Consider the following 16,976-nt stretch of genomic DNA (forward strand, 5'->3'; position numbering starts at 1 on the left):
CCGAGTCCACCACCAACTTCAATGCCGTGGTTGTTGAGCAGGTGCTGACTGAAGGCCTTTCCATCCACACCTTCAGGGATGCGCACTGTGGTGAGGGTGGGCAGTCGGCGCTCAGCCGGCACATGCATCGAAAGGCCGAGACTTTCCAGCCCGTTCCAGAGCATCTCCGCATTGCTGCGATGGCGGGTCCAGGCTTGGTCGAGACCTTCTTCAGCCAGTAGACGCAGTGCCTCACGCATGCCGAAGTTCATGTTGACCGGCGCGGTGTGGTGATAAACGCGGTCGCTTCCCCAGTACTGATTCAGCAGGGAGACATCCAAATACCAGTTGGGAACTTTGCCCTGACGGGCTGTCATCTTGGCCTCGGCACGGGGACCCATGGTGAAGGGTCCGAGTCCGGGAGGGCAGCTTAGGCCCTTCTGGCTGCAGCTGTAGGCGAGATCAACCTTCCACTCATCGATGTAAAGCGGCACACCCCCCAGAGAGGTGACGGTATCGAGCAACAGAAGGCAATCATGCTTCCGGCAGAGATCGCCAATGCCCTCCATGGGTTGACAGACACCCGTAGAAGTTTCGGCATGAACCATCGCTAGGATGGCTGGCCTGTGCTCAATCAGGGCAGCTTCCAGCTCATCGAGGGAAAACCACTCGCCCCAGGGCTTCTCAATGGTTTTGACCTCAGCGCGATAGCGGCCGGCCATGTCGGCCAGTCGCAGGCCGAAGTATCCCTTCACCGCCACCAGAACGGTGTCTCCAGGCTCGACGGTGTTGGCCAGGGTTGCCTCCATGGCAGCACTACCGGTGCCGCTCATCGGAAGCGTGAGGCGATTATCGGTCTGCCAGGCGTAACGCAGCAGTTCCTGCACCTCACCCATCAGCTCCACGTAAAGAGGATCAAGGTGACCAATCGGGGTTCTCGACAGAGCCTCCAGAACCGTTGGATGGGCATTTGAGGGACCCGGTCCAAGCAGGAGGCGGTCGGGTGTGCCGATCGGTGCAAAGGATTTGCGGTGACGATCGTCAACAGGAAGGAGTGAGTTCGTCGTCGCCAAAACCCTGATCGTTGGTTCGAAGTGTCGAGCCTACGCAGTCACGCCCCTTGGAGGGAGTGAAGGAAGCTCGATTGCAATCTGTTCAAATCTTGCGTTGACCCTGTGGGCTCAGCGCTGGCGAACATTGATTTCCCCAAGACCTTTGGCCAGGTGATCAAACGGCTGAAGGACGGTGCCGAGCTGATCGGATACAGCACCGTTGGCCAGAAGCATCTCGGAAACAACTTCCCCCAACAAAACGATGCTGCGGACTGTTGGGCCGGTGGGAACGCCGAGACTCTTGTAAGTGTCGTCAAGTCCGTTCAGCACACGCTCATTGAGGATTGTGGAGTCACCAGCCACCAGGGCGTAGCTGACGTAACGGAGGAAATAATCCATGTCCCGCAGGCAGGCGGCGAGCCGGCGCGTGGTGTAGGCGTTGCCGCCGGGCAGCAGCAAGTCGGGCTCATCCCGGAACAGGCGCTGGCTGGCCTCACGCACAATCTCGGCCGAGGAACCATTGATCAACTCAACGGCCTGAATCCGGAGCGTGGATTCATCCAAATACGCATTGATGCTGTCGATCGCCGGACGGTCAAAATAACGACCCAGCTGGTCGTAGCGACCGATCAGACCGGTGATTGCATCGCGCATGTCCCTGAATCTCCAGAGGAACCCAGCGGAAGCTAACACCGTTGAGGCGGGCAGATCCTTTGGCGTGCCTGCATTTCAGCCAAGTTGACAGAAACGGTTACGCAGTCGCCTTCCAGCTGCTGAAACGTACCCCTTGATACAAAATGGTGTCTTGTGGCTGTTTACGGTCACATCACTGCACAATTCAGTCGAGCAGTCCTTTCTTATGTCGAAATCCCCCCAGGACGTCCTGCGCCAGATCAAGGATGAAGGCATCGAACTGATCGACCTCAAATTCACCGATCTGCACGGCAAATGGCAGCACCTGACGGTCTGCACCGATCTGATGGAGGAGGAGTCCTTCACTGAGGGACTGGCTTTTGATGGCTCATCCATCCGCGGCTGGAAAGGCATCCAGGCCTCTGACATGGCCATGGTGCCGGACGCCAACACCGCCTGGGTGGATCCCTTCTACCGGCACAAAACCCTGAGCATGATCTGCTCGATTCAGGAGCCACGCACCGGCCAGCCCTACGAGCGTTGCCCCCGCGCCCTAGCCCAGCGGGCACTCAATCACCTGGCCAGCACCGGTCTGGCCGATATGGTCTTCTTCGGGCCTGAGCCTGAGTTCTTCCTCTTCGACGACGTTCGCTACAACTCGGCCGAAGGTGGTTCCTTCTACAGCGTCGACACGATCGAAGCCGGCTGGAACACTGGACGCATCGAGGAAGGCGGCAACCTCGCTTACAAGATCCAGGAGAAGGAGGGTTACTTCCCTGTCGCTCCCAACGACACCGCTCAGGACATCCGCTCCGAGATGCTCCTGCTGATGGGTCAGCTGGGGATCCCCACCGAGAAGCACCACCACGAGGTGGCCGCTGCAGGTCAGCATGAGCTCGGCATGAAATTTGCTGAGCTGATCCAGGCCGCCGACAACGTCATGACGTACAAGTACATCGTGCGCAACGTGGCCAAGAAGTACGGCAAAACGGCCACCTTCATGCCCAAGCCGGTCTTCAACGACAATGGTTCCGGCATGCACGTGCACCAGAGCCTCTGGAAGGGCGGTCAACCCCTGTTCTTCGGCGAAGGCACTTACGCAAACCTCTCGCAGACGGCCCGCTGGTACATCGGCGGCATCCTGAAGCACGCCCCTGCCTTCCTGGCCTTCACCAACCCCACCACGAACAGCTACAAGCGTCTGGTGCCCGGTTTCGAAGCACCGGTGAACCTCGTTTACTCCGAGGGCAACCGATCTGCAGCCGTGCGGATCCCTCTGACCGGCCCGAGCCCGAAGGCCAAGCGCCTCGAATTCCGTTCGGGTGATGCTCTGGCCAACCCTTATCTGGCCTTCAGCGCCATGATGATGGCTGGTCTTGATGGCATTAAGAACCAGATTGATCCCGGCGACGGCGAAGATCGCGATCTGTTCGAACTTCCAGCTGAAGAGCTCTTGAAGATCGCCACGGTTCCTGCGTCCCTTAATGGCGCCTTGGAAGCACTCAATGCCGATCGCGGCTTCCTCACTGCTGGCGGCGTGTTCAGCGACGATTTCATCGACAACTGGATCGACCTGAAGTACGAGGAGGTTCAGCAGCTGCGCCAGCGGCCTCACCCCCATGAATTCACCATGTACTACGACGCCTGATCAGCGCCCGTACATCCCTCGACCCGTCTCCCTGGAGGCGGGTTTTTTGTGGACTGGTTGGCCCGCGATTGCGCGTCACATTCGCTGGAATGAAGATGTTGTCTGGATCCGCGATGGCGTCAACGCCCCTGAGCAAGCTTGCGTACCAAACGCTTCAGCAAGGCAAAAGCATCGCGGGCCTGGCCCACAAAGAGCTGAGCACCAAGCTGATGGAACTTGTGGCGCCCGATGCTGTTCCGAAAACGGAGCCCGTATCGGCCGAGGTTCTTGGAAAGCTCCGGCTGGACATGAACAAGCTCCAGGAACAGGACTGGCAGGACGCCGAACAGGGGATCTACCCCGAGCAACTGTTGTTTGATGCACCGTGGCTCGACTGGGTCAGCCGCTACCCGCAGGTTTGGATGGATCTTCCCTCCACCTGGGATCGACGTCGCGAGCGTAAGGTGCGCGATCTGCCCAAGGAGACCGACAAAGCGCTTTATCCCGAGTACTACCTCCAGAATTTTCACCATCAAACCGACGGGTATCTGAGTGATCACTCGGCCGGTCTCTACGACCTGCAGGTGGAAATTCTCTTCAATGGCACTGCAGATGCCATGCGACGGCGGGTCTTGGCTCCGCTGAAACGTGGCTTGAAGCACTTCGCAAACCGTGCTCCCGGCGCTCTGAAGATTCTCGATGTGGCCACCGGCACCGGTCGGACCCTGCAGCAGATCCGCGCTGCCATGCCCCACGCGCAACTCATCGGAACCGATCTCTCCGAGTCGTACCTGCGTCAAGCCAACCGCTGGCTGAACGATGGCGATGCATCGCTGGTTCAGCTGATCCGTGCCAATGGGGAATCGCTGCCCTTGGCCGATGGATCAGTTCAGGCCGTCACCAGTGTGTTCCTGCTGCACGAACTGCCGGCGGAAGCTCGCCAGAACGTGCTGAACGAGGCCTGGCGCGTGCTCGAACCCGGTGGTGTGTTTGTGCTGGCCGACTCTGTGCAGATGGCCGATTCAGCCAAGTTCGCCTCCGTGATGGAGAACTTCCGGCGGGTCTTCCATGAGCCCTACTACCGCGACTACATCGGCGACGACATCGACGCCCGCCTCTCGGCTGCAGGGTTCGAAGGCATCACCGCCGAAACCCACTTCATGACGCGGGTCTGGTCGGCACGCAAACCCATCGCAGAGGCCAGCTGAGGGGATTCCCTGACAGCGTCCTTTGCACGAACGGCTGCGAGCCATAGGGTGTGCCCCTATTCCGAAGGGAATTTCATGAACAATCCCTTCCGGCTGCGTTGGCTTCAGGGCTGGATGTTTCAGGTGGTGCTGATGGAAGGCCATGTGCAGGTGGAAGCCCACGGGTTCGGTATCTGCCTGCGCACGGCCGTGATGCCGGGGGAAAGTCCTCAGGCAGCCGCCGATCGTTTGATGTTGTCTGAAGATCGACGCAGGCGAGCGCTGCACAATGCCTGGCTTCGTGGTCAGGACATGGCGCTGCCCACGGGGGTTTCACCCACGAAGGAGGATGCACCGGCATCCAATTCGCTGGTGGTGGTTGGCCAAGCCCATCGTCAACGGGTGGTCTGATCTCCTGATGCGTTCAAAGCTGCGCAAGCAGCCAGGCCAAAGCAAATCCTGCTCCACCGAAGCGCAATGTCCTCCAGAAACGCTCCCCAGACGCTGGTGAAAGGGGCCATCCAACGGGCGGCGTGCTGATCAGGTTGGCAGCAAGTTTTCGCCGCTGCACCCATCGCCGCGCCGCAACACCCGACCGGGCATGGGCCTGACATTGCCCTTGCAACAGAAGGCGTGAGGTGTGGTGCAACCAACGCAGATCATGACCGGGTCGTTTGCCTTTGCGCTGCTCCACGCCGTTGGACCCACATCACACGAAACTAGATGGATCTGCTGATTCAGGGATGACTTCAACCGACGCCTCATGGCCCGACTCCGCAACAGCCAAGGCGGAAGAGCTACATCAGTTGCTCCGCATCGGCGATCGCGACTGGCATCAGCTGAAGAGCAACCGAGAGCGGCGTGGAGCCGAGTTGCTGGCGGCAGCGATGGTGCAACTGCTCCGCCAAGGAAACAGCGCCGACGTGGAGAACCTGACCCAACAGGCGCTGGCGTGGTTCAAAGGAGAGTTGAAGGATCCAGGCTGTCCGCGTCACTGACGGGCCGGCGGTAGGCCAACTGCAGGCGATTCCCGCGCCGGCTCCAGCGCACATCGTCAAAACATTGATGGATTAGGAACAGTCCACGGCCGCTGGCGGCATCGAGGGCCGTCGGCAGGGTTGCTGTGCGTGACTGTTGAGGAAGGCCGCAACCCTCATCCTGAACCTGCCAGACCATCCAATTGGGCGTGAGAATGCGGCGAACGCGGAGCTTCTTGGCGGGGCTCTCCGCATTGCCATGGCGAACGGCATTGACCAGGGCTTCATGCAATCCCAGCTCAATCCGCTGACTGGTGAGAACACAACCGACTGGCTCGGTCAGCAGCTCCAGCAAAGGGGCCAGCTGGAGGGTCGACGGCGAGGTGAACTCAGCCCAGCGAAACCTCTTGGACGGCACAGTGGGGCCCGTTGACGTCGGTCTTTCGAACTTACCGTTGATGGGAAGTCCCGTCAGGATCTACGGGCCAAAAGTGCCGGGTGATTCAACAGGGAATCCATGAGGCGAACGCCACGGAGCTGATTGATCAACGGCATGTGCCCCTCTGGAGCCTCGATCGACCAGGTGAAGGCACCGGGATAACGCGTCCAGACGCCCTCGCATTTCCAGCCGATCCGGGGCCAAAGGCGTTCGTAACGCCCATCGAGGGCTGACAACAACTGGGACTGGGCTGTAAAGCCAAAGCGCCCTTGGGAATACACCGTCCAGAGCCGATCAAGACTGACCAGATCAACGCCGGACATCAGCGCGACTTCTGTGAAGTAGACGTAGCCCCGTTTAACGGCGGCATCACCGGCCAATTCGCGTAGGCACTGACTGGTGAGGCGATCCGCCTCCTCAAAGTTCTGATAGAGCAGCTCTTGCTGCAGTAGCCCGTAATCCAGGCCAACCCTGGAATCAGTGGTCAACCAGCCTCGATCTGACGACGGGACCAAAACGGTAACAGAATCGGGCTGATCGCGCTGCAACACCTGCAAAATCCAACCTGCAGCCCAGTCATCACCGGAGGGGTCGAAACCAGACAGCAGGTCTGGTCCAATCGCAGCCAGCTCCTCGGCACGGGTTTCGATCTGCTTGATCAGCGGACGTCGCTGGCGAGGTGTTCCCTTCGCGAAACGATCAAGCAGCTGGTCAACGCTGAGTTTGGTGGCGGGTGTGGAACCGGAGAGCATGAGTCGCAACCGGCCCCAACTGGCTCTGTGTTGGCCCACTATGTCAGGCATGGGCGAGACATGTTCAATCGAAATCCTGCAGCTGCGCGAGCTGGAGGGACCTTTGGTGGACGTGCGCAGCCCCGGCGAATTTGCGAAAGGCCACTGGCCTGGGGCCATCAACGTGCATCTTTTCGACGATGAGGAACGCGCCGCAGTCGGCACCGCCTACAAGCAGCAGGGGCGCACGCCAGCGATTCACCTGGGGCTTGGATTCACTGGCCCCAAGCTCAGCAGCCTGGCCCGCCAATTGGAGAGCCTGCGTCAGCAGGGGGATCCACGGATCTATTGCTGGCGGGGCGGAATGCGCTCGGCCAGCGTGGCTTGGCTTGCCCAGCAGATCGATTTTGAGCCTAGGCTCCTTCAGGGGGGATACAAGAGCTACCGGCGCTGGGCTCAGAGCCGATTTGAACAGACCTGGCCCCTTCGCGTGATGGGCGGACGCACGGGAACAGGGAAAACCGATCTACTGTTGGCCATGGCGGCGCGCGGTGCAGCCGTGGTTGATCTGGAAGGGCTGGCAAACCACCGCGGCAGCAGTTTCGGCGGCTTGGGCCTGCCGGATCAACCCAGCACCGAGCACTACGAGAACCAATTGGCTGAGATTCTGGATCAATACCAACGCCGTGGAGCCATGGCGATCTGGTTGGAAGCTGAAAGCATCCAGGTGGGTCGCTGCCGCATTCCCAAGCCCCTGTTCGATCAGATGCAACAGGCCCCTGTGCTGGAGATTCAGCGCGACCTGACAGAACGGGTGAACCAATTGGTGCAGGTGTACGGCCATCAGGGGGGAGCCGCTCTGGCTGAGGCAACCGAACGGATCAGTCGACGCCTGGGGCCACAGCGCACCAAGGAAGCTCTTGAAGCGATTGCCAGGGAAGACTGGACCAGCGCCTGCCGGGCCACGCTCGATTACTACGACCGCTGTTATGACCATGAATTGGCGCGATCGCCAAAACGCGACGCGATCGATATCTCGGGGCTCAGCGCTGATCAAGCCGCCGAGAACTTGATCGACCGGGGGTTCGTTGAAATCCCCGATTAAGATCGGCCCCCATCGATGGTCCGAGAACGACGTGAGCAAAGCAGCGATTCAGTTCTTTCGGGGAGTCAACGAGCCAGTGGTGCCCGACATCCGTTTGACCCGCAGCCGTGACGGCCGCACAGGTCAAGCCACCTTCCGTTTCGAACAACCCGCTGCGATTGCTCCCGAAACCATGGGTGACATCACTGGAATGTGGATGGTGGATGAAGAAGGCGAAATGGTCACCCGCGAAGTAAATGGCAAATTCGTTAACGGCACCGCCAGTGCCCTTGAAGCCGTTTACTCATGGAAATCCGAAGAGGACTTCGAACGGTTCATGCGCTTCGCCCAGCGCTACGCCGATGCAAATGGCTTGGGTTATTCACAAAGCCAGGATTCCGATCAGCCTGACGCGGCCAACGATCAACAAGCTTGAGACTGCCCCAGTGGTTGTCATTGACAGCCTTCATTGCAGCCATCGTCCTGCTGTGGTCGCTCCGTGAACTGCTGCTGCTGATCTTTTCTGCCGTGGTTCTGGCCATGGCTCTATGCACGCTGGTGGGCATCCTTCGAGAGCGGCGGCCGATGCGAAGGCCACTGGCCCTGCTGCTCTGCATCGTTGGGCTTCTCTTGGTTGTAGCAGGTGCGGCTGGTGTTGTTGTCCCCCCGTTCCTTGAGGAATTTGCACTGCTGTTGCAGAAGCTGCCCGAAGCGGGGCAGACCCTGGTGCGGCTGGGCCTCGGTTGGATCGACAGCATCAGTGAGGCCATTTATGGCGCCGACGCATTCCCCGACCTCGACGAACTGGGACTGAACGGTCCACGCCAGCTCGTGCCCGACGGTTCATCACTCGCGGCTGGCGTTGGCAGTGGCTTGCTGGGTCTGCTCGGTTTGGCGGGCAACCTCGGCAACGGCATTCTGCGCCTGTTGTTCGTGGTGGCAGTGGCTCTGATGATCAGCATTCAGCCCCAGGCCTATCGGAGTGTTGGGCTTCAGTTGATTCCCTCCTTTTACCGACGCCGAGGGCGCCGCACCCTAGATCAGTGCGGTGCTGCATTGAGCAGCTGGATGGTGGGTGTGCTGATCAGCTCCCTGGCCGTGTTTGTGCTTTGCAGCATTGCGTTAACGCTTTTGGGCGTGAAGCTCGTTCTGGCCAATGCACTCCTGGCAGGCCTGTTGAACGTGATTCCCAATGTGGGACCAACGATGAGCACGATCTTCCCGATGGCGATGGCCCTGTTGGATGCCCCCTGGAAGGCAGCTGCGGTGCTGGGTGCCTATGTGGTGATCCAGAACATCGAGAGTTACGTGATCACGCCATCGGTGATGCACCACCAGGTGAAGCTGCTGCCCGGATTAACTCTGGCTGCTCAGTTCCTGTTCACGCTCCTGTTTGGCCCCCTCGGCCTGCTGATGGCTCTGCCGTTGGCGGTGGTGCTGCAGGTGATCATCCGTGAAGTGCTGATCCACGATGTTTTGGATCGCTGGAAACATCTGGAGCCAGTTCGATGACAGCCGGCACGTTTCTTGTTGCACTCACCTTGGTGCTGCTGGTGCTCTTTGGCGCCGTGGTGGTGGCCATAGCCCTGGATGTGCTGATTGTGTAGGTTCAGAAGCGAATCCCACTGGAGCGCCCCCAAGCTCTGGCAGCCATGCTGGGGATTTTGATCTTGGCCGGGGGACTGCTGGGGCAACTGCTTGTTCCGAAACTGATCAGCCAGTTCCAGCAACTGGGACGGGATCTGCCGCAGTTGGTCAGCAAGGTGTCCGACCTGCTGAGCAATGAGCCACGCTTGGCGCAACTGAATGACGCTTTGGGTGAGGGCCTCAATCTGAAAGGACTTCAGCCGTTGCTGGGTTTCGCAGGAGGTGCAGCGAACTCGCTGATTCAACTGTTCCTGATGGTTCTGCTCGCGATCCTGCTGACCTTGGATCCAAACACCCATCAGCGCATGGTGGTGGCCATGACGCCCCGACCGGCCCGACAGCAGATGGAGCATCTGCTCGATGAATGCCGGCAAGCATTGGGGCGTTGGCTCAGTGGCATGACCCTTTCCGCTACCACCGTGTTCTGCTCACCTGGGGCGGCCTGTTGCTGCTGAAGGCCCCCCTCGCCCTGTTAAGCGCCCTTGTCTGTGGCCTGCTCACATTCGTGCCGACCATTGGCCCAACGGCAGCAACGCTTCTACCCACAGGATTGGCCTTACTGCAGTCGCCGCAATTGATTGTGTCGGTGCTGATGTTCCGGTTGGTGCTGCAAAACCTGGAGGCTTTTCTGCTCACACCGCTGCTGCTGCGCAAAACCGTAAATCTGCTGCCGACAGTGGCTCTAACGGCCTAGCTCAGCCTTGGCGCTCTTCTGGGACTTCCGGGCGTGCTGCTAGCCCTTCCTTTGGTGGTGATGCAGCAGATCATGGACCGTTGGGCCTGACGAAAGCACTCGGAACACGTAACAAGAAGAACATCACGTAGCAGGGGTCACACCTGAGACTCGTGCTACGTGAGTATTTCGCGGAGTCGTGAGAACGACTAGTCGAGCCTTGGGACTCTTGGGAGAGGGTCCCAATTTTTTGGGTGCCTCAGAGGAGCTGACGTTTCTTTTTTTCGCTCGAATCACGCTCCCGCTCCACCGCCTGCCAATAGGCTGCGGAAACCGCAACCTCTTGGTCACGCTCAATTTTGTTTAAGCGTATCTTCAGAGCCTCGACCTCGGCACGCAAGCCAAAGACCACCTCGCTGAGATCAGGATTCAACTCCATGGGACCTGAGCAACCAACTGAGTCGTAGCTCAGGCTTCACAGCCAATGACGTTCATGACGATACCGAAGAAGCCACCTTTAGGTCCTTCAATCCAATCATGTGTCCAAGAGGTCTTGAGACGAACGGGCTTGGATGTCATCTTCAATTTCTCCCGTTATGAGGAACTGAGGCAGACCGTGATGCAGCTGATTCGCGAGAATCTGGGCCCTGAATTGTTGCACGAGGAAGCCCACGATCTGTTCGAATCGTGGTGGGCCTCCACCCACAGCCAGGGACAGTGGAATGCCGAGGTGAGACAACGCACCTGGGACTCGATCTGGCGTGAGTTCGGCAACAGCCAACAGCGCTAACCGAAGCGACGCCACAGAGAGCCGGAACCCAGCAGTACCACTACAGCAAGCTGATGATGCCGAATGGCATAATCAAGCCCTATCATGGTGAACTCATCACTGAGCACAAGGACTTCGGTGCTCAGATCACCGAGAGCCAGCAGGATCAACAGAATAGGAAACCAACGGGCCGGAACAGCACGGTGTCTCCGTTCTGAATTGCCGCTGGGATTAGTCACGGGAGCGGTCCCAGAGCGTTAGCAGCGACGGTGCCAGGGCGATACTCGACCATGAACCAACAACAACCCCGAGGGCGAGGGCGATCGCAAACCAATACAGCGTTGCCCCACCGAAAAACACGAGAGCCAAGAGAGGCAGCAAGGTGGTTCCGCTGGTGTAGAGCGTGCGGGTCAATGTGGCGGAAACCGCATGATCCACCTGCAATGAGAGCGGCAGGTCGGCGGAGTCCTTACTGCGTTCGCGGATGCGATCGAAGACCACCACCGTGTCGTTCACCGAATAACCAGCAATCGTCAGCAGTGAAACCGCAAACAGGCTGTCCACCTCAAGCTGAAGCACAACCCCGAGCCAGGCAAACACACCACAGACGATCGCCACATCATGGGCCAGCGCCACCAGGGCAAGGAAGGCGTAGCGGCGGTCGTAGCGGAAGCTGATGTAGGCCGCAATGCCACTGAAAGCCACCAGCAGAGAAATCAGGCTGCTGCGAAGCAGTTGCGTGCCCAAGCTCGGTCCGATGGTGTCCACCGATTGACCGCCGGAGAGGAACGGCCCTGCGACGGGATCAACGGCCTGAATGACCGCTTGCCCCTGGGTAGCCGACAACGTTGGCAGACGCAGCAACAACGACTGCCCCCCCTCCAGAAGCTGAACCCGAGGTGCGCCCAGGTTGGGAAGAGGTTGGCCCTCTTCTTGAGGCAGCTCCAGGCTGCGGATCACATCCGAGACCGCAATCCCCTTGAGCTCAGCGCAGGCGTCATCACAACGGCGCTCCAGTTGGATCTGCGTGCCGCCGGTGAAATCCAAACCAGGCCGGAGGGGAGCACGAATCGCAGGATCAAACCAGCTGAGCAACAAGCCCAACAGGCTGATCAGAACTACCAGACCAGAAATCAGCCACACCTTGCGGCGCAGGCTGCTGAGGGACCAGCGCAGGCTGAGGACCGTGCCCGCTTGTGCCGATGACGATGCTTCAGTCATGGTTCAGGCGGTGGGGGAAGGTTGCCCAGTCGGCAGAAAATTGCTGGCACGACGCAGACCGGCGTAGCCCATGAGGAAACGAAGCAGGGTGCGGGTGCACGTGAGGGCCGTGAACAAACTCAGCAGAACACCAATGCCCAGGGTCGCTGCAAAGCCCTTGACCAGGCCGGTTCCAAGGAAGAAGAGAGCTGCGCAGCTGATCAGCGTGGTCAGGTGACCATCAACGATCGATGAAAAGGCCTCGGAGAAGCCGGTATCGATCGACCGGATCAAGGTGTTGCCCCGCCGCAATTCGTCTTTGATCCGCTCAAAGATCAGCACATTGGCATCCACGGCCATGCCGATCGAGAGGATGAAACCAGCGATTCCCGGCAAGGTGAGGGTGACCGAAATCAAGGCGTACACCGCCAGGTTGAACAGGGCATAGAGGCTGAGAGCCATCACGGCCACCGCCCCTGGCAGGCGATAGGCCATCACCATGAACACCGCCACCAGAGCCAGGCCCGAGAGTGCGGCCACCAGGCTGCGGCGGATGTTCTCTGCTCCGAGCGTGGGCCCGATGGTGCGGACCTCGATCACCTCAACGGGGAGGGGCAAGGAGCCGCCGCGGAGCTTCACCTCGAGCTCACGGGCCGTTTCCGCGCTGAAATTGCCGCTGATGGTGGCTGCTCCACCTGAGATTCCAGCGCTTTTGAACTGAGGGCCAACACTGGCGGCACTAATCAGCTGATCATCCAAGGTGATGGCCAACAACCGATCGGTACCTGCAATCGATTTGGTGAGGTCAGCGAAAGCCTCAGCACCCTCACCATCGAAATTGAGGGTCACCTCCCAGCTGTTCGGGTTGTTCTGGAGCGGTTGACGGCCTGCTGTCACCAGCTGCTTACCCGTCAGCGCTGCCGGCTCGAACATCGTGAGCAGATCGGAATCAACCTTGTTCAGAAGCTCGCGGAGCTGCTCCTCCTCTGAGCTGGCCTGTACCCCAAGACCCAGGGTCTCCTGGGTGGACTTCAGCTGATCCAGATCCAGAGGCTCCGGGGTTTCACCGCGACGGATCTGATCCTCACGCAACCTGAGGATCGCTTCCACCTGGGAGCGGAGCTGCCTCAGACCTCGGAACTCAGCTTCGGTGTCGGGCTTTTGGGCACGAAACTCCAGCAGAGCTGTATCACCAAGAACCCTCGCGGCAGCGGTGGGGTCCTGTTCGCCGGGGAGCTGCAACACCAGCTGCGACTCCCCCACCGTTTGCAGGGTGGACTCGGCCACACCAAGGCCATTGACCCGACGATCGAGCACGGCTTTCACCGCTTCCATCTCCTCAGCGCCGACCCGGGTGATCTCCCCGGCTGGCTTCACTTCAACGGTGAGCTGACTACCGCCCCGCAGATCGAGGCCCAGTTCCAGCGGCGTACGAACCAAAAACATCCCGGCGGAGATCACCAGGGCAAGAACAAGGGCAAACCAACCCTGATAACGCGTCATCAACGTCAGATGCCCTTGTTGACCAACGCCTGCGCCGCCTCAACGATCTGATGTGGCTGAATGATCGTGAGGTTCTCCAGGGAACCGTTGTAGGGGGTGGGGATGTCCTGACTGGAAAGACGCACAGGTCGGGCATCCAGGTCGTCGAAGCACTGCTCAGTGATCAGCGCAATCAACTCGGCCCCGATGCCGCCGGTCTTCATGCATTCCTCCACCACGATCACCTTGTTGGTCTTGCGAATGGAGCGACTGATCGTCTCCATGTCGAAGGGCTTAAGGCTGATCAGATCGATCAGTTCAACGCTCACCCCCTCAGCCTCCAGTTGCTCCACGGCCTTGAGGCAGTGATGACGCATCCGTGAGTAGGTGAGGATTGTCACGTCGGTGCCTTCCTTCACCAAATCAGCCTGGTCGAGGGCACAGGTGTAGGCGCCTTCGGGAAGCTCCTCACTGAGGTTGTAAAGAAGAACGTGCTCGAAGAAGAGCACGGGATTGTTATCGCGAATCGCGGCCTTCATCAGGCCTTTGGCATTGGTAGGCGTGCTGCAGGCCACGATCTTGATGCCGGGGACGGCATGAAAGTAGGCCTCAAGCCGTTGGCTATGCTCAGCGCCAAGCTGACGACCCACTCCACCGGGTCCGCGCACCACGGTCGGAATGGTGAAGTTGCCGCCGCTGGTGTAGCGGAGCATCCCCATGTTGTTGGAGATCTGGTTGAAGGCCAGGAGCAGGAAACCCATGTTCATGCCCTCAACGATCGGCCGGAGACCGGTCATCGCGGCACCAACCGCCATTCCGGTGAAGCCGTTCTCAGCAATTGGAGTGTCGAGCACCCGGAGATCGCCGTATTTCTCCGCCAGATCCTTGGTGACCTTGTAACTGCCGCCGTAATGGCCGACGTCCTCCCCCATCACACAGACGTGGGGGTCTCTCCCCATCTCCTCGTCGATGGCTTCCCGGAGGGCGTTGAAGAGAAGTGTTCCTGCCACGGCATCACAGTGATCCCGGCCAATCCGGGTGGTGAGGCCAAGCTATCTCAGTCAGCGCAGGGTCAACCGCCCGCCGCGAAGGTGAACAACAACAAAACGGAGAGCAGCATGGCCGGAGCCAGCAGTAACGCCAGCTGGCCGAGGTCGTGGGGCGTCATCCAAACCCTGGCAATGAGCGGACGCTAGGCAGGGTTCTGATCGGGAGCCGTAAAGAGACTGCGAAGAAACACCAGGGTCAGGCCAAGGGCCACAAAACCGGTGCTGAACGTGGCCAAGAAGGACAAGCCCACCAGCAGGGTCTTCAGGGTGACGGCAATGTTTTGGGCAATCGGAGAGCTGTAGTGCGGGGGGTGAACGGCGAAATACACCACCATCCGCTGGCTCAGGCCCAGGGCCAGCCAAGCCAAAAGCCCAGCCGTCAGCGCTCCGGAGAGAAAGCTCAGCGGACCTTTGCGCGGATCCCGTGGTTCGGGGCTCTCTGGTGTGGGGACATCAGTCATGCCTCGATCCTCACGCCATCGCTGCGGAGGGCGCAAGACCAAGCCTTCAAGCCGGCGCGGTCCAGCTGGGGGGTGAGCTGATCCTGCGCCCGGCGGCATGACTCCAGATCAGAGAACAGCGCGAAACAACTGGGCCCAGAACCGCTCATGGCCACCGCCAGGTTGTGCGGAACGCTTTTTAACAGATCGAGTGCCGAACGCACCGCAGCTGTTTCAGGAGCCACCACCTGCTGCAGGTCATTGCGCAAGGAAGGTGGCAAATCGCTGCGCAATGGGTGGAGCCAATCAACGCTGCGCAAGGCTTGCCGGCGTTGTTCAAAAGCCGCCTCATCAGCGAGGTAGTGGGATTTATTGAGCTCGCGGCAACGCTTGTAGGCCCAGGGCGTTGAGACGCCCACAGTGGGGTCTTTGACCAAGAGCACCGCCAGGGGTTGGGGCGTTGGCGGCACGGCTTCCAGTTGTTCGCCTCGCCCGAAACAGAGCTGACATCCTCCAGCTACACAAAAGGGCATGTCTGAACCGAGCTCAGCGGCCATTCGCTCCAGATCGGCCGGGCGATGACCCAACCCCCACATGGCATTCAGACCAACCAGTGCCGCGGCGCCGTCGCTGGATCCACCAGCCAGGCCAGCACCGATGGGGATGCGCTTCTCCAGATGAATTGACGCCCCCAATTCACTGAAACCGGAACGGTCCCGCAGCAGCTGGGCCGCACGGAGGATCAGGTTGTCGTCGCCGACACTGAGGGTGGAGTCATCGCAAGTGAGGCTGAGTTGAGCATCGGCGGTGTTCTGAAAGCTCAGGCGATCCGCCAAGTCGATGCTCTGCATCACCATGGCCAGCTCGTGAAAATCGTCCGACCGCAGCCCCAGGACCTCCAGGTGCAGATTGACTTTAGCCGGGGCCGATACCGTGATCATGGCGGTTGTTCAGTCGCCCCGATTCAAACCCCTGGCCAGGGCGACCCAGGTGTCGGGAGCGAGTTCCTGAGGGCGTTGCTGCAGGCTGAAACCTGCAGAGGCCGCCAGATCCTTCAAGCGGTCTGGCTCAGCGACGCCCGCCAAGGTGTTGCGCAACATTTTGCGCCGCGCCAGAAACGCCTGCTTCAGCAGCAATTCCACCCGGACGGCCAAAGCCGGCTCCACCCGCTCCGAGGCCAGCAAGGGCTCCAGGCAAATCACTTCTGACTGCACCTTTGGTGGTGGCTGAAAACAGCGCGGCGGCACCGGACACACCGAACGGCACCGGGCCAGCAACTGCATCCGCACACTCAGAGCGCTGAAACTGCTGTGGCCGGACCGGGCACGAATCCGCTCCGCCACTTCCTTTTGCACTAGCAACACAAGCCGTTGGTAGGGCGGATCCACCGGCCGATCTAGTCGGCCCACCAACCGCTCCAACAGTGGGCCAGTGATGTTGTACGGGATGTTGGCCACCACCTTGTCGGCGATGCGGCCATCGCTCAATTCAAGTGGGGCTTCGAGAACATCTCCTTGATGGAGGCTGAACCCAGGCTGAGCCTCAAAACGCTCCTGAAGACCGTCCACCAGATCGTGGTCGAGCTCAATCGCATGCACCGCCTTCACCCCCGCGGCCAGCAGACGCTCGGTTAACGCTCCCCGACCGGGCCCCACCTCAAGCACCCGATCGGTGGGCTGCAGATCAGCAGCCTCGATGATTCGCTGTAGCACGGAGTCGTCCCGCAACCAGTGCTGACCGAAACGCTTGCGGGCGTGATGTCCGGAGAAACCCATGGGTCAACTGTGCATCAGCACAGCCGTTCCACATCAATCCAGCGAATCGTTCGGCAGGATGTCATCAAGAAAACAAGGGCCAGCTTGACCCGGAGCAACTGCTCCGCTGACGCCGGATGCACAGCTCTCCAGCACCAGATCGAGCTCGCCCCAGCGGCAGTGCCAGTTGCGGTCCATCAATCACCATCCCTGCGCTTCACGCTGCTGCAAGGCCGGATGCTCCGCCCAGCCA

Annotated in this window: 20 protein-coding genes and 1 pseudogene; 9 read left to right on the top strand and 12 right to left on the bottom strand. The window is 60.0% G+C overall.

The window, feature by feature from the left end; translation table 11 throughout:
- Together ACGVJ8_RS02635 and ACGVJ8_RS02640 are read right to left on the bottom strand one after the other, a co-directional pair.
- On the bottom strand, positions 1-1,052 hold a 1,052-nt coding region (locus ACGVJ8_RS02635), incomplete at its 3' end, for a pyridoxal-phosphate-dependent aminotransferase family protein (RefSeq protein ID WP_392345350.1).
- 108 nt (positions 1,053-1,160) lie between these two features.
- Positions 1,161-1,685: an allophycocyanin subunit beta gene (locus ACGVJ8_RS02640; protein WP_392345351.1), complete on the bottom strand. Its 525-nt coding sequence runs from the start codon at positions 1,683-1,685 to the stop codon at positions 1,161-1,163.
- 205 nt (positions 1,686-1,890) lie between these two features.
- Between ACGVJ8_RS02640 and glnA the strand changes: the two genes are divergently transcribed.
- From glnA to ACGVJ8_RS02660, 4 genes are all read left to right on the top strand, one after another.
- Positions 1,891-3,312 carry a type I glutamate--ammonia ligase gene (gene glnA, locus ACGVJ8_RS02645; protein ID WP_392345352.1) on the top strand — a complete coding sequence of 474 codons (1,422 nt, stop codon included), beginning with the start codon at positions 1,891-1,893 and terminating at the stop codon, positions 3,310-3,312.
- Between the two features lie 113 nt (positions 3,313-3,425).
- Positions 3,426-4,499, top strand: a complete 1,074-nt coding sequence (locus ACGVJ8_RS02650) for a class I SAM-dependent methyltransferase (protein ID WP_392345353.1) — start codon at positions 3,426-3,428, stop codon at positions 4,497-4,499.
- A 75-nt stretch (positions 4,500-4,574) separates the two neighbouring features.
- Positions 4,575-4,889, top strand: coding sequence for a copper-binding protein (locus ACGVJ8_RS02655; protein WP_392345354.1), 315 nt, complete (start codon positions 4,575-4,577; stop codon positions 4,887-4,889).
- A 332-nt stretch (positions 4,890-5,221) separates the two neighbouring features.
- Positions 5,222-5,476: a DUF6439 family protein gene (locus tag ACGVJ8_RS02660; protein ID WP_392345355.1), complete on the top strand. Its 255-nt coding sequence runs from the start codon at positions 5,222-5,224 to the stop codon at positions 5,474-5,476.
- Here the strand turns inward: ACGVJ8_RS02660 and ACGVJ8_RS02665 are convergent.
- Entirely contained in the window at positions 5,436-5,873 is a 438-nt protein-coding gene (locus ACGVJ8_RS02665; protein WP_392345356.1) for an ATP-binding protein, read from the bottom strand. The two genes, ACGVJ8_RS02660 and ACGVJ8_RS02665, sit on opposite strands and share 41 nt — an antisense overlap.
- Before the next feature lie 53 nt (positions 5,874-5,926).
- On the bottom strand, positions 5,927-6,646 hold the full coding sequence (locus ACGVJ8_RS02670) for a GUN4 domain-containing protein (RefSeq protein ID WP_392345357.1): 720 nt from the start codon (positions 6,644-6,646) through the stop codon (positions 5,927-5,929).
- Between the two features lie 40 nt (positions 6,647-6,686).
- On the opposite strand from ACGVJ8_RS02670, the gene mnmH reads away from it, so the two are divergent.
- The 4 genes and pseudogenes from mnmH (at position 6,687) to ACGVJ8_RS02690 (ending at position 10,140) form a co-directional block, all read left to right on the top strand.
- On the top strand, positions 6,687-7,730 hold the full coding sequence (gene mnmH, locus ACGVJ8_RS02675; protein ID WP_392345368.1) for a tRNA 2-selenouridine(34) synthase MnmH: 1,044 nt from the start codon (positions 6,687-6,689) through the stop codon (positions 7,728-7,730).
- Positions 7,731-7,761: 31 nt separating this feature from the next.
- On the top strand, positions 7,762-8,145 hold the full coding sequence (gene psb28, locus ACGVJ8_RS02680; RefSeq protein ID WP_392345369.1) for a photosystem II reaction center protein Psb28: 384 nt from the start codon (positions 7,762-7,764) through the stop codon (positions 8,143-8,145).
- Positions 8,142-9,221 (top strand): AI-2E family transporter, encoded by a 1,080-nt coding sequence (locus ACGVJ8_RS02685; RefSeq protein ID WP_392345358.1) that lies wholly within the window; start codon positions 8,142-8,144, stop codon positions 9,219-9,221. The genes psb28 and ACGVJ8_RS02685 overlap by 4 nt, the downstream gene beginning before the upstream one ends.
- Positions 9,218-10,140 (top strand): annotated as a pseudogene (locus tag ACGVJ8_RS02690) (AI-2E family transporter). Before ACGVJ8_RS02685 ends, ACGVJ8_RS02690 begins: the two are co-directional and overlap by 4 nt.
- Positions 10,141-10,288: 148 nt before the next feature.
- Here the strand turns inward: ACGVJ8_RS02690 and ACGVJ8_RS02695 are convergent.
- Complete coding sequence (locus tag ACGVJ8_RS02695; RefSeq protein ID WP_392345359.1) at positions 10,289-10,468, bottom strand: hypothetical protein; 180 nt, start codon at positions 10,466-10,468, stop codon at positions 10,289-10,291.
- Positions 10,469-10,597: 129 nt separating this feature from the next.
- Here ACGVJ8_RS02695 and ACGVJ8_RS02700 point away from each other — a divergent pair, with 129 nt between their 5' ends.
- On the top strand, positions 10,598-10,819 hold the full coding sequence (locus tag ACGVJ8_RS02700; RefSeq protein WP_392345360.1) for a hypothetical protein: 222 nt from the start codon (positions 10,598-10,600) through the stop codon (positions 10,817-10,819).
- Between the two features lie 210 nt (positions 10,820-11,029).
- Here ACGVJ8_RS02700 and secF read toward each other — a convergent pair whose 3' ends face one another.
- The 7 genes from secF to ACGVJ8_RS02735 form a co-directional block, all read right to left on the bottom strand.
- On the bottom strand, positions 11,030-12,019 hold the full coding sequence (gene secF / locus ACGVJ8_RS02705) for a protein translocase subunit SecF (RefSeq protein ID WP_392345361.1): 990 nt from the start codon (positions 12,017-12,019) through the stop codon (positions 11,030-11,032).
- Positions 12,020-12,022: 3 nt separating this feature from the next.
- Positions 12,023-13,501, bottom strand: coding sequence for a protein translocase subunit SecD (gene secD, locus ACGVJ8_RS02710; RefSeq protein ID WP_392345362.1), 1,479 nt, complete (start codon positions 13,499-13,501; stop codon positions 12,023-12,025).
- A 5-nt stretch (positions 13,502-13,506) separates the two neighbouring features.
- Positions 13,507-14,490, bottom strand: a complete 984-nt coding sequence (locus ACGVJ8_RS02715) for a pyruvate dehydrogenase complex E1 component subunit beta (protein WP_392345363.1) — start codon at positions 14,488-14,490, stop codon at positions 13,507-13,509.
- A gap of 182 nt (positions 14,491-14,672) precedes the next feature.
- Complete coding sequence (locus tag ACGVJ8_RS02720) at positions 14,673-14,990, bottom strand: DUF3082 domain-containing protein (protein WP_392345364.1); 318 nt, start codon at positions 14,988-14,990, stop codon at positions 14,673-14,675.
- On the bottom strand, positions 14,987-15,910 hold the full coding sequence (gene ispE / locus ACGVJ8_RS02725; RefSeq protein ID WP_392345365.1) for a 4-(cytidine 5'-diphospho)-2-C-methyl-D-erythritol kinase: 924 nt from the start codon (positions 15,908-15,910) through the stop codon (positions 14,987-14,989). The genes ACGVJ8_RS02720 and ispE overlap by 4 nt, the downstream gene beginning before the upstream one ends.
- 9 nt (positions 15,911-15,919) lie before the next feature.
- Positions 15,920-16,744, bottom strand: a complete 825-nt coding sequence (gene rsmA / locus ACGVJ8_RS02730) for a 16S rRNA (adenine(1518)-N(6)/adenine(1519)-N(6))-dimethyltransferase RsmA (protein ID WP_392345366.1) — start codon at positions 16,742-16,744, stop codon at positions 15,920-15,922.
- A 33-nt stretch (positions 16,745-16,777) separates the two neighbouring features.
- Positions 16,778-16,921 carry a hypothetical protein gene (locus ACGVJ8_RS02735; RefSeq protein WP_392345367.1) on the bottom strand — a complete coding sequence of 48 codons (144 nt, stop codon included), beginning with the start codon at positions 16,919-16,921 and terminating at the stop codon, positions 16,778-16,780.
- Between the last annotated feature and the right edge of the window lie 55 nt (positions 16,922-16,976).

The organism is Parasynechococcus sp. (assembly GCF_042954245.1).
Classification (GTDB): Bacteria; Cyanobacteriota; Cyanobacteriia; order PCC-6307; family Cyanobiaceae; genus Parasynechococcus.